Source organism: Corynebacterium sp. TUM25020, assembly GCF_056388495.1.
Genome location: NZ_JBWJFG010000001.1, coordinates 272,941 through 285,796, shown reverse-complemented (window position 1 = coordinate 285,796; position 12,856 = coordinate 272,941). Strand labels below are relative to the sequence as shown.

The window sequence follows — 12,856 nt, the reverse complement described above, 5'->3', positions numbered from 1 at the left end:
CAATTGGGGTGACTAGTTCCTTTCGATGAAGTCCTGATCGTCGATCTCGATGTCCACCACCAAGGAGCGCGCTAATTGTTCGTCGTAAGCCACCAATGCTTCGGCGTAGTCGCGGGCCGACTCAATCACCTCGCCGTCGGTGCTGAGGTCTAGCAGACGCGCCCTCCGCGCCGAGCGTCCCGACTGATCCTGGCCGAGGATATCCCCCTCGGTGCGCATCTTGAGGTCCTCTTCGGCAAGGCGGAATCCATCATTACTGTCGGCCACCACCTGCAGGCGATGGAAGGAAGGACTATCCGGTGCGGCGGTGGTGTGCAGCAAACACAGCGAATCCCGCCGTCCACGGCCGATTCGCCCGCGTAGCTGGTGGAGTTGGGAGAAGCCGAAGTTCTCGGCCTCCAGAATCATCATCATGGAGGCATTGGGCACGTCCACGCCGACTTCAATGACTGTGGTAGCAACCAGAACGTCGATCTTCCCGGCAGCGAAGTCCTGCATGACCTCGTCCTTGTCGGCCGCGTCCATTTTGCCGTGCAGCATTGCCACGCTGCAGCCAGGCAGCTCTTGCGTAGCGATGCGCTCGCACCACTGTTCCACGCCAGCGGGACCATCGATTCGGGGTGCCACTACATAGGCCTGCCCTCCGGCTTGGATTTCCTCCCCCATGCGCTCCCAGGAGCGACGCACCCAACGCGCTTTGTCAGCGGGCACCACTACGGTTTCAATATCACCCCGACCACCGGGTTTGCCCACCAAGGTAATGGGAGTCAGATCGCCGAACATCGTCATACCCACCGACCGCGGGATCGGAGTCGCGGTCATCACCATCATGTGTGGAGTCGCATCCACCGGCGCTGATTCCCGCAGTTTGTTGCGCTGCTGCACGCCGAAGCGGTGCTGCTCATCCACCACGACCATGCCAAGCCGATAGAACTCCACGGAGTCCTGAATCACCGCATGGGTACCGACCACAATGTCCGTTTGCCCCGAAACCAGGTCCAGCAAAGTGCGTTGTTTATCGGCCTGCTTCTGGGAGCCAACCAACACGGATACTCGCACATCGGTGTTCTCCAGCATCTTCACCAGGTTGCGGGCATGCTGCACGGCCAGAATTTCCGTCGGGGCAACGAAGGCGCACTGATAGCCGGAATCCACCGCCCACAGCATGCTGATCAGCGCCACCATTGTCTTGCCGGAACCGACCTCTCCGTGCAGTAGCAGGTTTGCCGGGGTGGTTCCGCCAAGGCGGGAGCCGATATCCTCCAGCGCCATTTTCTGTCCCGCACTGAGGTCAAATGGCAGCCCTGCAATCAGCTTTTTCACGTTCTCGCCCGGCGCGAGCGCCATGCCGGTGCGCTTGGTGGCGTCATTGCGCCGTAGAGCCATGACCAGCTGCAGTTCCAGCGCCTCGTTGAATTTCAACCTTCTCCGGGCCGGTGCGGGGCCGGCCTCACTGGGTTGGTGAATCTGCCGGAGCGCATCCGCGAAGCTAATCAGCGGGCGCCCCTTTCCGTCGACGGGCCAGGCAGGCGCGCCGGGGTTACGTCGTGGCAGCGGCAGGAATTCGCCGGGTTCGTCCATCACCCGCAGCACGTGATCCATCACCCCCAGCATCTCTGCGGTGGACGTACCGGGGCGGCGCTTGTAGCCCGGCATCCACGGCTTGGCCAAGAGCTCCTGCGCAGCGGTTTCGGAGCCCATGACATCCACGATGGTCTTCAGCGGCCCAAACATGCCGAATTCGGCATCCATTGCGGGGAGGATGGAGACATAGCTGGGGTTTTTCAGCTCCCACTGTCCATTGAACTCGGAGAGCTTGCCGTGTAGGAGCAGCATCGAACCATTTTTTATGCGGCTGCGGTGGTAGGCCACGTTCCCAAATAGTGCAGAGCGGAAATGCCTGCTGCCGTCGGTAAAGGTAAAGGCCAGGTATTTCCGCGGCCCACGCCCGGAGTGGTTGTCCTTTTCCTCCACGCTGAGGATCTCCCCAGCGCAGGTGTACTTCTCCCCTACTCGCAACTCGTCCAGCCCTTGAGGTGAGCCGAGGCGTGCGTAGGTGACGGGGAAGTTTAGGACCGCGTCGGCGATGGTTTTGATGCCAGGTTTATCGGCTAGCCGCTTCGCGCGGTCGTTGGAGATCGCAACCGACAGCGGGCGCGAGTCCTGCCATCCCAGCATGGGCTACTCCACTCCGATCTGCACCAGGCACGGGTCGTGGTCGTTGCCTTGTAGCTCGATGTGGTGATCGTCGATCTGCACGTCCGGGTATAGCTCGGCGAAGGTGGCTTTCAGCCCATCGACGGCAGCTTGGTTGGTTGCCGGGTCGCTCCACAGCAGGGTCACCAGCTCGCCACCGTCGGCCAGCATGGCGCTGAGGGTATCGACCATCGTGTCGGGCGGGCAGGTGGCGAAACGCTGAGCTTCGACCGCGTCGATCATTTCTTCGACGTTATCGTCCCAGTCCACGGTGGGGTCGTTCACCGCTAGTGCCGCTAACCCACCAACCAGCGATTTCGTGTCGATAATGTCGACTTCCCGCGCCCCGTCCAAACCTTGTAGGGCGGCGACATCCTGTCCGTTGGTCAGCACGGCTATCGGCCCTGCGCCCAGCCCCTGCACTGCTTCGCCCAGGGTTTTATTGTTTGGTGACGCCACCGCCACTGCCCCCGCAGCCTCGAAAAGTCGCGCGACCCCGCCGGTGGGCGTGAGCGCCACGATGAACGGCCCCTGGTCTTCCGCCTTAGGCTCACCGGTCGTCGGAACAGGCGTGCCCTGAATTCCGGGGTGGCTGGGTTCCCCGTCGGCCGGCAGAACCTCGATGCGCAAGTCGGTGACAGTTCCCAGGGAGAAGGCCTTCTCGATGACTTCGCCGGCTCGGTTGGTGTGCACGTGCGCGGTGCCGGACTCTGGCCCCAGGGGTCCTACGATCACCGAATTGCCATGAGCCTCCAGCAGCTCCCGCAGGGCGGCCAGATTCCCTTCGAAGAAGAACATCACTTCGACTTCTTGCTGGGTTCGGTCGTGGTCTGGCGTGGGGGCGTCATCAACGAGACCCGCCCCGTCCAGAACATCGACCAGGGCCTGCAGGATCACCACGAGGCCTTGGCCGCCCGCGTCCACGACACCAGCTTCGGCGAGAACGGGCAGCTGGTTGGGTGTGTTGGCCAGGGCTTCCTCGGCGGCGTGGAGGGCGCGGGTGGCGACGTCGGCGAGGTTCGGCTCGGCTTCGTGCGCGGCGGTGGCGGCGGCATCGAGCACGCTGATGACGGTGCCCTCGACGGGCGTGGAGATTGCAGTGCAGACGAAACCCACCGACTGCGAAAGGGTGTCCGCCACGGCGGGACCATCGATGTGCCCCTGCGAAGCTGCTTCGGCGAGCGCGCGCAATACCTGACTGAGCACCAGGCCGGAGTTTCCACGGGCGCCACGAACCGCGCCGGTGGCCAGGGCGATGGTGACCTCGGGGAGGCTTGCGCCTTCCTCCAGCGCATCGACCGCCGAAACTGCGGTGGTCATGGTGTGCGCCATGTTGGAGCCAGTATCGGAATCCGGGATTGGGAAGACGTTCAGGGCGTTGATTGCCTGGCTCTGCTCGCGCAGCCGGCTGGCCGAAAGGCGAGCCCACTGGGCGACAATGCGCGCGTCGAGCTGAGCGGGCGCCTGATTGGCCGGTTGTGCTTCTGCCACCGGTTGCGCCTCTGCCTTCCTGGATTTCACTCCCACTACCCTAGCGAACCAGCCGGACAGCAGGGCGGTTTACGGGATCGTGGCGCGTTATTCCTTCCGTGCCAGTGATGTAGATCTCCCGCATCCAACGCGAATCCAGGTGGGGGGTGTCCCTATGTTTTTGTCAAGTGTCGGGCCGATGTTGGCGAGTACAGTCTTGGGAGTAGTTTCTTAGGCGTGCCTAGGAGCCGGCCAGGGTGTGCTGGTCGGCTTCGTCTTTGGGCTTTATGCGGCGACGGGGCGTGGCGGGATTTCGCGGAAGAACTCCTTGTTTTTCAGCATCGCGTAGATGACATTGCATCGGCGTCGTGCCAGGCAGATGACTGCTGCGTTGTGGCGTTTTCCTTCAGCGCGTTTGCGTTCGTAATACCGCCGTGACGGTTCGTGGCTGCGGATAACCGCGAATGCGGAGTAGAACAAGGCGTTTTTCAGTCGTTTATTGCCTGACCGTGCTGGGAACTCACCTCTGATCGACGAACCGGATCGTCTAGTCACGGGTGCTATTCCAGCATAAGCAGCTAAGTGGCCAGCACTATCGAAGTCGGAGCCATCACCGATCGTAAGGAGGATCTGCGCTGCGGTCTTGATGCCGACTCCGGGCATACTCGATCCAAGACCTCACAAAGAGGGAAATCAGCGAGCATCTCTTCAACCTGCTCAGCAATGGTGTTTCGTTGCTCTTTGAGGGCCTTGATGTTTGCAGCCAGTTGAGGAATTACTAACTCGGCGGCATCGCTTCCAGGCACGGTGACTGTTTGAGCTTTCAGCGCTGCAAAAATGTCGTCTACCAGCGGGGTGGGGTCTTTACGTGTGTGCTTGATCATCCAGTTCAACACTCGTTGGTATCCGGCTCTTTTTAGCCCCTGCGGTCCCTTGTAATGGATCAATAATTCCAGGATCGGCGTGCGAGTCAGGGTGCTACCAGTAAAAACTCGTTCCAGGCTGGGGTAGATCTGGGTGAGGATACTGCGAAGCCGATTGACAGTGCGAGTGCAATCGCGGGCGATGTCATCATCGAAGCCGGACAGCATCTTTAGGGCGGAGAGTACCTCATCATTGCGGTCGACGGCACGTAGCGTGTGGGGCATTGTGCGGGCGGTGTCGGCGATGATGAATGCGTCGCGTTTGTCTGTTTTTGCACGTCCGGGATAGAGATCTGCAGCTTTGCGCATCGCAAGACCTGGCAGGTATCCGACTTCGCAACTGCAGTCCCGGGCTACAGCAATCGGTAGTGCGCCGATGGTGTTGGGTTGGTCGACGATTACGAGTACGGTGCCAAGCTTTTGTAGCTGGTGAAAAACGCCTGCTAGTTCGGATTCGAGTTGAGGCAACGGTTTGTCGAAAATCTTGTTGCCATCACGGTCTAAGGCGCAGGCGTGGTGTTCAGATTTGCCGACGTCTAGACCAAGGAATATGTCGATGGAATGCTCCGGAGACATGATGAGCTCCTAGAAAACGAGATGGGTATGGCGTTGTTCCAGTCGCTGGTGTCATGACCTTCGTTGCAAGCACCCACGTTACAAAGAGACCTAGTTTGAAACTGGCCGTGTCCCTATCAGCTGTCATCGAAAGTCCTGGAACCCGGCGGCAACACCCCCCGGATTATGGAAACTACAGGGCAGGTAAGCCATACCGGGACCAGCGACTATCCCCATTATCAGGGACACTCACAAGGTAACGGGTTGACTTGTTTATCGTTCACCCAGAGAGCACATAGTCTCCATGAGAGTGCTGTAGACGGCACTCGGCTCGCTATCGTGCCACTCGGTGTCACTGTCGCGCTCGTCCTGGTTTTGCGGTTGAGCCGTCGGCTCGTAGAGCCACCAGAGGTTTTGCCACGGATCAAGAAGTCTTGCGAGACGATAGCCACCGTAGAAATCGCTAGTTGGAGTGACGACGCGGCCTCCTTCCTTTACAGCCCTATCAAGGCACGCCTGGGCGTCAGGAACGTAGACCTGCAGGAGGGCTGGCGTGAACGGCCAATCTTGCTTTCGATCACAAAGCATGATTGTGGCATCTCCAACCATTACTTCCGCATGGATGATCGAACCATCTCGATCCGGCGTGCGAACATGCGCTGCTTCTCGACCATCGAAAACTGTTTCCACGAAGTGGATGAAGCTCACGGAGTCGGGGACGATAGCGAAGGGATTTACTGTGTTGTGTCCAGTCGGGATTTTCAACGAAGTCATGTATACATAAAATATGAATAATTCGAGCAAAGTCAAGTACCGCCAAGGCGCTAGTTTCCTGTTGGCCACACTTGGACGCCGCGCCGAGAGAGCATGGGCAGCTCTCCTCACAGAGCAGGGAATTACCACCGCGCAGTTCACAGCCATGGCGGCGATCGCGGAAGGCGAACGAACGCAAAACGACGTAGCAATGGTTACAGCCGTTGACCCGCGAAACATCGGCGCCACAATCAAAAAGCTCACGGCGGTGGGGTGGGTTCAAGCTCGATCAAACCCCGCCGATGCGAGATCACGACTCCTCTGTTTGACACCCGCTGGCCAGCAGTGGTGGGACGATGTTCAGCCTGCCCTACGTCAAGGACGTGACTCATTTTTCCAGGGACTCACCCATAGAGAGTTGACCAACTTGGAAGAACTCCTCGGAAAACTCGAGGCCGCACAATCCGACAAAGAAGCGAACGGACCCGGCCATCGTCGCTAGAGCCGCCAGTCGACGGGCGCGCCGCCGGAAGCCTGGAGGATCGCATTTGCCCTGCTGAAGGGACGCGAACCAAAGAAGCCTCGATAGGCGGACAGCGGCGAGGGATGCGGGGACATCACGCAGCGCTCCGCGCCGATCAGCGGAGCGAGCTGCTGGGCCTGCTTGCCCCACAGGATGGCGGCGAAGTGCGGGTTGGCGGCAACCTGGCGGACAGCGGCCTCGGTGATGGCCTCCCAGCCGCGACCGCGGTGGCTACCGGCATTGCCCGCCTGCACAGTGAGCACGCGGTTAAGCAGCAGCACCCCACGGTCGGCCCACGGGGAAAGATCCCCGTTGGAAGGGGCTGGCAGGCCGAGGTCGTCTGTGTACTCGGTGTAGATATTCTTCAGCGACTTCGGCAGTGGCTCGCCCGCGGGCAGCTCCGCAGAGAACGCCAGCCCCACGGAATGTCCGGGCGTGGGGTACGGATCCTGCCCAACGATCAGCACTTTCACCTGGGTAGGGTCGGACTCGAAAGCCCGCAAAATTTTTTCGGGCGCGGGCAGGACCTGCGCTCGTTGTCCCGCCTGCACCTGCTGGGCCACCAGCTGCCCCTCAGCCAGCGCACCCTCCAGCACCGACTGCAGCCCCGGCAGGTACCACGCCGGGTGGATGCGCTCGATCAGCTGGTGCGCTTGTTCTCGTACGGAATTCATGCCTGCTCCTTACACCGACTGCCAGCCAGATGAAAACGGCGGGCGGCCGCCGTCGACCAGCACGTAGTCCACCCCGCCAGGCGAGTCCTCCCCAACCTCATCCGAGAGGCTGCGAACAGTCCCGATGCGGCGGTAGCCACTGGGCATGCGGGCGTCCGTAGTTCCAAGGAGAGTATGGTCCTCACCGCCGGTGTAAATCCACTCCAGAGGATTCTTGCCAGTCATCTGAGCTGCATGCCGCAGCTTCTCATCGGGTACCAGCGCCGCCCCGTCCAGGTCCAGGCACACCCCGGAGCGCTCCGCGATGGCACACAGGTCCACGATCAAGCCATCGGAATTATCCGTCATGGCGCTCGCACCCGTAGCGCGGGCGACGGATCCGCGGCCTGGCTCCAGACGCGGAGCACAGTGCCAATCTGCCAGTTCGTTGAGGATCGGATCGTTTGCCGGGATCGCCTTGCGCGAGCCGTAGTGGCGCAGGATCGCCAGGCCCGCCGCGCTGTAGCCGATTGGCCCACTGGCGATAATCCGCTGCCCCACGCCCGCGCCGTCCAAAGTCAGAGCCGCGGCAGGCCCGGAAATCTCACCCAAGGCGGTGATGGAGATCACCAAATCCTTGCTGGTCACAACGTCTCCACCGACAAGTTCCGCGGCCCACGGCGAAGCCCCCTCGTCGATGCCGCGCGCGATATCCGCCACCGTCTGCAGCGGCAAATCCCCTGGCGTGGCGATCGCCATTAGGATCGCGGTGGGGCGTGCTCCCATCGCCTGAATGTCCGCGAAGTTCTGTGTCACAGCTTTCACCCCGACCTCCCACGGAGTTGAGTAGTCGAAGGTGAAGTGTCGGCCCTGCACGAGGATGTCCGTCGAGCACACATGACGTGAATTTGTGCCTGTTGGCTCCAACACTGCGGCGTCATCGCCATTAAGAGAACTCGGCGCGGCGTTGCGGATCGCCGCGATGGTAGCGGCCTCGCCTGCCTCGGCGACAGTGAGTTGAGTACGCATGCGGACCTTTCCGTGGTTGCGGTGATGCTTGGGTTCCAATGTTTGGTTCCAATGCTTGGGTTCCCGCGCTTAGTCTAATTAAGATGGTGCGCTATGAGTGACGAAGCCTCCTCCCCCGTCTCCACCCCGCGGTACCTGATCATTCTGTCGACGGTGCTTGCCGTGGTGCTGATTATTGCGGTGATCACCGCTGCGAAGATCACGGTGGATCGGAAGGTGTACGCGCCTGTGGCGCTGGGGCCGGTGGATGCGCCGGAGGCGTCGTCGCAGGTCTGCTCCGATTTCGTGGCTGGGTTGCCGGAGAAGATGGATCGCTTCCGTGCCGTTGAGGTGCGGGATCCTAGGCCGGACGGCACGGCGGCGTACCGCGATTCTTCGGGTTCGGAGCTTTCTGTGCGCTGTGGGGTGAACGTGCCCGACCAGTACTCGGAGTTGTCGCCCGTGGTGTCGGAAGGCGATACGCGCTGGACCGCCGTCTCGGATGCTACTCCTGGGTCTGACCTGCGGACGTGGTACGCGGTCGGCGGTTCGCCTGCGGTTGCGGTGACTGCGTCGGCGGATGTCGGCGATGCCCTCGGTGCGGTGGGGTCTGCTCTTTCCTCTGTTTATGACGCCAACTCTCCAGCAAAGCCCGCCCCCTACCCACTATCCGATGCTGCGGTGGCTGGCGGTTCCACTTCCGGCGAGGCTGACGGTTCCACTTCCGGTGGCGCGACCGAGTCCCCTGCATGCCATAAGTTCCTGGGATCTCTGCCGGAGGCACTGGGCGACTGGCGTTTGGTCCACAGATCCGCTGGAGGATCGGAAAAGAGCGCTGACCAGGACAAGCAGGGTACTGACCTGGTGAAGCCTGATCTCCTTCCCGATGGAGTAGACCGGTCTGTGTTGGATAAGGCTCCCAGCGGATCGGCTACCTATCTCGCCGAGGAGCAAGAACCTGTGGTGATTCGCTGTGGTCTGGCTATGCCTAAGTCCTATGCGCCTGGTGCACAGTTAACGCAGGTAAACAAAGTTCCCTGGTTCTCTGATCCATCTCTTTCCCGCGGGTCGACTATGGGGCGTTGGTTTGCCCTGGGCCACGAGCAGGTCATCGGCCTAGCCATGCCGCAATCTGCTGGCAACGAGGTGATCTCTTCCGTTTCAAGTGCGATCTCTACATCCCTGAAGAATACGGAGAAGGCTGGGAGCTCTGCTCAGTCGCGCTAACCTCTTTCCCTTTCAGCGACACCGGCCCCTCAGGAGTGGGTGCCCCAGGGGGATGTCGCTAAAACGGGAAAGTGCCCACGCGCCGATAAGTAGCCCACCAAACCGCAAACCCCTGAACTGGGCTTTTATTTTATGGACAACCATTACCAGTAACAGATTCCCGATCTAGCGACATTCGGAACTCGTGAGCAGGTTAAAAGGAGCCCGCCACAAGGTTCCCCTGGCCTAAGCCAGCGCCCGGGCAATCAGCGCGCTGACCAGGTCGCCGAAGCTGATCCCCTCAGCCGCGAACATCTTCGGATACATCGAGATCGGCGTAAATCCAGGCATGGTGTTGATTTCGTTCAGCACGGGCCCGTTCTCCGTGGCAAAGAAGTCCACGCGCGCGATGCCATCACACCCCAACGCATTGAACGTGCGAATCGCCAGTTTGCGCACCTCCGTCACAACGTCCGCAGGTAGCGGCGCCGGGATGGTGGCGGAGACGGTCGAATCGACATACTTGGCGTCAAAACCATAGAACCCTTCGGCGCCATCCTCGGTGCCGTTCAGCATGGCAGGAACCGACGAGACGATCGAACCATCCGCATACTGCAGCACACCGCACTCGACCTCGGCTCCGTGAATCATCGCCTCCACAATCACCTTGTTGTCATGGGAAAAGGCCAGGTCAATAGCTGGGTCTAGTTCTTCCCAGCTATCCACCTTAGAAATGCCAATGCTCGACCCGCCGCGCGCCGGCTTCACAAACACCGGCAGCCCGAGCCGCTGCTTTTCTTCAGCGGCCAGATCGCGGGGCTGGGATAGAATCAGCTCCTCGCCCACCGGAATCCCAGCTTCGCGTGCCAGCCGCTTGGTGAAGTCCTTATCCATGCCCGCAGCGGAAGCTAGCACGCCATTGCCGACGTACCGCACGCCCGCCAGATCCAGCACGCCCTGCACGGTTCCGTCTTCGCCATTCTGGCCGTGCAGTACCGGGAACACCACATCTACGTTCGCAAATACCTCGCCAGCCTGCGGGCCGGTCACGTAGCGCATCTCCCCCGCGGCAGCCGAGCCAGCCCCACCGAATGTCAGCTGCACGTGTACGCCGGAATCCTCTACACGTGGCATCTCGCGCCCATTGGCTCGCAGCCGGGAAGTATCGGTCGTCCCCGGCACCCACGCGCCCGCCTCAGTGATCCCTACCGGCAGGACCTCGTAAATCTCCGGATCCAGGTGGTCGATCACCGCGCCTGCACTAATGCAGGAGACGGAGTGCTCAGTCGACTGCCCTCCGTACAGTACGGCGACAGTGGTACGTGCGTGCTTCTTGGCTTGGTTACTCACGGTGTTTTACCTTAGCTGTTTTTCTGACGCCGCATTCCCACCGCCCCGCCACTTCGACCCGACTGCCAGTCTGCCTGTGGCTTACTCGGCCTTCCGACTGCGGCCGAGCAACCCCATCATCACCTGCTGCACGTCTGCACCTTCGTGGCACACTCCCACCACGGCTTCGGTGATCGGCATTTCCACGCCGACCTTCCCCGCCAGCTCGAACACGGACTGACTACTGACCACACCTTCAGCGACTTGTCCCTTGGTGGCTTTGGCGGCCTCTTCCAGGCTTTCGCCCTTGCCGAGTCGCTCGCCGAAGCTGCGGTTGCGCGAGAGCTTAGACGTACACGTGGCCACCAGGTCCCCCATGCCCGCCAGACCGCTGAGCGTGCGCGCGTCGGCGCCGACCTCCAACGCTAAACGGGTGGTCTCCGCCAGGCCGCGGGTGATCACGGTGGCGGCGGTGTTATCGCCGAATCCCATACCAGCGGCAATGCCCGCCGCCAGAGCGATGACGTTCTTGCACGTGCCGGCAATTTCGCAGCCGATGACGTCCGTGTTGGTGTACGGGCGGAAGTACGGCGCCGCCACGGCGGCCTGGATCAACTTCGCGCGGTCCATATCCGAACATGCCACTACGGTCGCAGCGGGTTGTTGTTCGGCAACTTCGCGCGCCAGGTTCGGGCCGGTCAGCACAGCCACGCGTTCGCTGGGCACGTCCGCTACCTCGGAGACCAGCTGGCTCATGCGCAGCCCGCTGGAGTGCTCGATGCCTTTGGCCAGGCTCACCAGGGAGGTATCCGCGCCGATGAGATCCTGCTCTTTCCATTTCTGCAGGTTCCCGCGCAGTGACTGTGAGGGCACGCCCAGCACCACGATCTCCGCGCCGTCTAGAGCTTCGGCGGGGTCACTGGTGCCGGTCAGCGCGTCGGGCAGCACAATGTCTCCCAGGTATGCACTGTTGCGGTGGTTGTCGCGCACGTCATCTGCGACTTCGTCGCGCCGTGCCCAGAGACGGACTTCGTTGCCGGCGTCGGCAAAAACCTTGGCAACAGTCGTGCCCCAGGATCCCGCACCCATCACCGCTACTTGCACCATGTCGCTTTGTTGCCTTCCCGTCTGCTGTGGCTTCAGTTCGAAATAATTTTTGGGTTCGTTATACGATTGTCGGCAATAGTCTATCGAAAGGGATCCCTTTAAAAGTGATCACTCACACAGGAACTGGCGATCTTTCTACGTCCCTGGCCATGTCGCGGCACGATCAGGGGCATGTGACCCGCATCGGATCCCGTCCCAGCGAAGAGTTCGCTCGCCCCACCTTCGCCGCCGGCGCGGTTATTTGGCGCTTTTCCGGTGACGCCGCGGACTCCACTCCTTCCGCCCCCGAGTCCACGGACGTGGAGATCGCGCTGATTCACCGTCCTCGCTACGACGACTGGTCTTTGCCGAAGGGCAAGGTTGATCCGGGTGAGAATCTGCCGGGTACCGCCATGCGCGAGATTTTGGAGGAGACTGGCTTTGAGGTGCGTTTGGGCTGGCTGTTGGGCTATGTCCACTACCCTGTGGGTTCCCGCACGAAGGTGGTTTATTACTGGACTGCCCAGCACCTTTCCGGTGAGTTCGAGGCCAATGATGAGTCCGATGAGCTGCGTTGGGTTTCCCCCGCCGACGCGAAGGAGCTGCTGAGCTATGAGGCGGATCTGAAGGTCGTGGATGCGGCTATGGGTCTGCTGCAGTTGGGCTGCGATCGTCGAGTGCTATATGTCCGCCATGCGAAGGCGCATGCGCGTGAAGGGTGGGCTGGTGACGATGATCTGCGTCCTTTGAGCAAGAAGGGCCGTCGCCAGGCGGAGCTGCTGGTTTCCGGGTTGTCGGGTTACCGCCCGGAGGCGATTTCCTCTGCCGTGCCGGTGCGTTGTGAGCACACGGCTGCGCCTATTGCTGAGGACTTGGGGCTGGATGTTACTTCTGACGCCAACCTGGGCGATGCCGGTTGGGCTGCCGATTCGGATGCAGCGGTGGATGCGTTCCACGCCGCCACGACCGCGCCTGTGTCGATGGTTGTTGGCCAGGGGACGGTGATCCCGGGTGTGCTGGCCCGCGTGGCGGGCGAGCACGGCGTGGAGATTGAGGATATGCGGGTGAAGAAGTCCAGCACGTGGGTACTGCACTTCGTCGGCGATAAGTTGCTGGGGCTGGACTACTTGGCCAGCCCGTTGGCTGTGAAGTAA

The 12,856-nt window shown here is 61.3% G+C and carries 10 protein-coding genes and 1 pseudogene; 3 read left to right on the top strand and 8 right to left on the bottom strand.

All coding sequences use genetic code 11. From position 1 onward, the window contains the following. Positions 1-12: 12 nt before the first annotated feature. The 4 genes and pseudogenes from AC05K6_RS01270 to AC05K6_RS01255 form a co-directional block, all read right to left on the bottom strand. On the bottom strand, positions 13-2,178 hold the full coding sequence (locus AC05K6_RS01270; protein WP_476727543.1) for an ATP-dependent DNA helicase RecG: 2,166 nt from the start codon (positions 2,176-2,178) through the stop codon (positions 13-15). A gap of 3 nt (positions 2,179-2,181) precedes the next feature. Then, positions 2,182-3,717 (bottom strand): DAK2 domain-containing protein, encoded by a 1,536-nt coding sequence (locus AC05K6_RS01265; RefSeq protein ID WP_448307574.1) that lies wholly within the window; start codon positions 3,715-3,717, stop codon positions 2,182-2,184. Between the two features lie 234 nt (positions 3,718-3,951). Next, positions 3,952-5,165: pseudogene (locus AC05K6_RS01260) on the bottom strand (IS110 family RNA-guided transposase). A gap of 252 nt (positions 5,166-5,417) precedes the next feature. Then, complete coding sequence (locus AC05K6_RS01255) at positions 5,418-5,918, bottom strand: VOC family protein (protein WP_448307573.1); 501 nt, start codon at positions 5,916-5,918, stop codon at positions 5,418-5,420. Positions 5,919-5,931: 13 nt separating this feature from the next. Between AC05K6_RS01255 and AC05K6_RS01250 the strand changes: the two genes are divergently transcribed. Continuing rightward, positions 5,932-6,399 carry a MarR family winged helix-turn-helix transcriptional regulator gene (locus AC05K6_RS01250; RefSeq protein ID WP_408925560.1) on the top strand — a complete coding sequence of 156 codons (468 nt, stop codon included), beginning with the start codon at positions 5,932-5,934 and terminating at the stop codon, positions 6,397-6,399. Here AC05K6_RS01250 and AC05K6_RS01245 read toward each other — a convergent pair. Both AC05K6_RS01245 and AC05K6_RS01240 read right to left on the bottom strand, forming a co-directional pair. After that, complete coding sequence (locus AC05K6_RS01245) at positions 6,396-7,094, bottom strand: uracil-DNA glycosylase (protein WP_408925559.1); 699 nt, start codon at positions 7,092-7,094, stop codon at positions 6,396-6,398. The two genes, AC05K6_RS01250 and AC05K6_RS01245, sit on opposite strands and share 4 nt — an antisense overlap. Positions 7,095-7,103: 9 nt before the next feature. Continuing rightward, positions 7,104-8,102, bottom strand: a complete 999-nt coding sequence (locus AC05K6_RS01240) for a thiamine-phosphate kinase (RefSeq protein WP_408925558.1) — start codon at positions 8,100-8,102, stop codon at positions 7,104-7,106. 93 nt (positions 8,103-8,195) lie between these two features. Here AC05K6_RS01240 and AC05K6_RS01235 point away from each other — a divergent pair, with 93 nt between their 5' ends. Next, a complete protein-coding gene (locus tag AC05K6_RS01235) occupies positions 8,196-9,308 on the top strand; it encodes a DUF3515 domain-containing protein (protein WP_476727542.1) in 1,113 nt (370 codons plus the stop codon). 225 nt (positions 9,309-9,533) lie between these two features. Here the strand turns inward: AC05K6_RS01235 and AC05K6_RS01230 are convergent, their stop codons facing one another. Next, the gene (locus AC05K6_RS01230) at positions 9,534-10,637 is read right to left on the bottom strand and encodes a D-alanine--D-alanine ligase family protein (protein ID WP_476727541.1); all 1,104 of its coding nucleotides are present in this window, start codon (positions 10,635-10,637) and stop codon (positions 9,534-9,536) included. Positions 10,638-10,718: 81 nt separating this feature from the next. After that, positions 10,719-11,723 (bottom strand): NAD(P)H-dependent glycerol-3-phosphate dehydrogenase, encoded by a 1,005-nt coding sequence (locus AC05K6_RS01225; protein ID WP_476727540.1) that lies wholly within the window; start codon positions 11,721-11,723, stop codon positions 10,719-10,721. Between the two features lie 104 nt (positions 11,724-11,827). On the opposite strand from AC05K6_RS01225, the gene AC05K6_RS01220 reads away from it, so the two are divergent. Then, positions 11,828-12,856, top strand: coding sequence for an NUDIX hydrolase (locus tag AC05K6_RS01220; RefSeq protein ID WP_476727539.1), 1,029 nt, complete (start codon positions 11,828-11,830; stop codon positions 12,854-12,856).

Excerpts from the sequence above, each read along its gene's own strand:
- AC05K6_RS01235 (WP_476727542.1), top strand. The coding sequence starts at position 8,196 with ATGAGTGACGAAGCCTCCTCCCCCGTCTCCACCCCGCGGTACCTGATC.
- AC05K6_RS01225 (WP_476727540.1), bottom strand. The coding sequence starts at position 11,723 with ATGGTGCAAGTAGCGGTGATGGGTGCGGGATCCTGGGGCACGACTGTT.
- AC05K6_RS01250 (WP_408925560.1), top strand. The coding sequence starts at position 5,932 with ATGAATAATTCGAGCAAAGTCAAGTACCGCCAAGGCGCTAGTTTCCTG.
- AC05K6_RS01270 (WP_476727543.1), bottom strand. The coding sequence starts at position 2,178 with ATGCTGGGATGGCAGGACTCGCGCCCGCTGTCGGTTGCGATCTCCAAC.
- AC05K6_RS01240 (WP_408925558.1), bottom strand. The coding sequence starts at position 8,102 with ATGCGTACTCAACTCACTGTCGCCGAGGCAGGCGAGGCCGCTACCATC.
- AC05K6_RS01255 (WP_448307573.1), bottom strand. The coding sequence starts at position 5,918 with ATGACTTCGTTGAAAATCCCGACTGGACACAACACAGTAAATCCCTTC.
- AC05K6_RS01245 (WP_408925559.1), bottom strand. The coding sequence starts at position 7,094 with ATGAATTCCGTACGAGAACAAGCGCACCAGCTGATCGAGCGCATCCAC.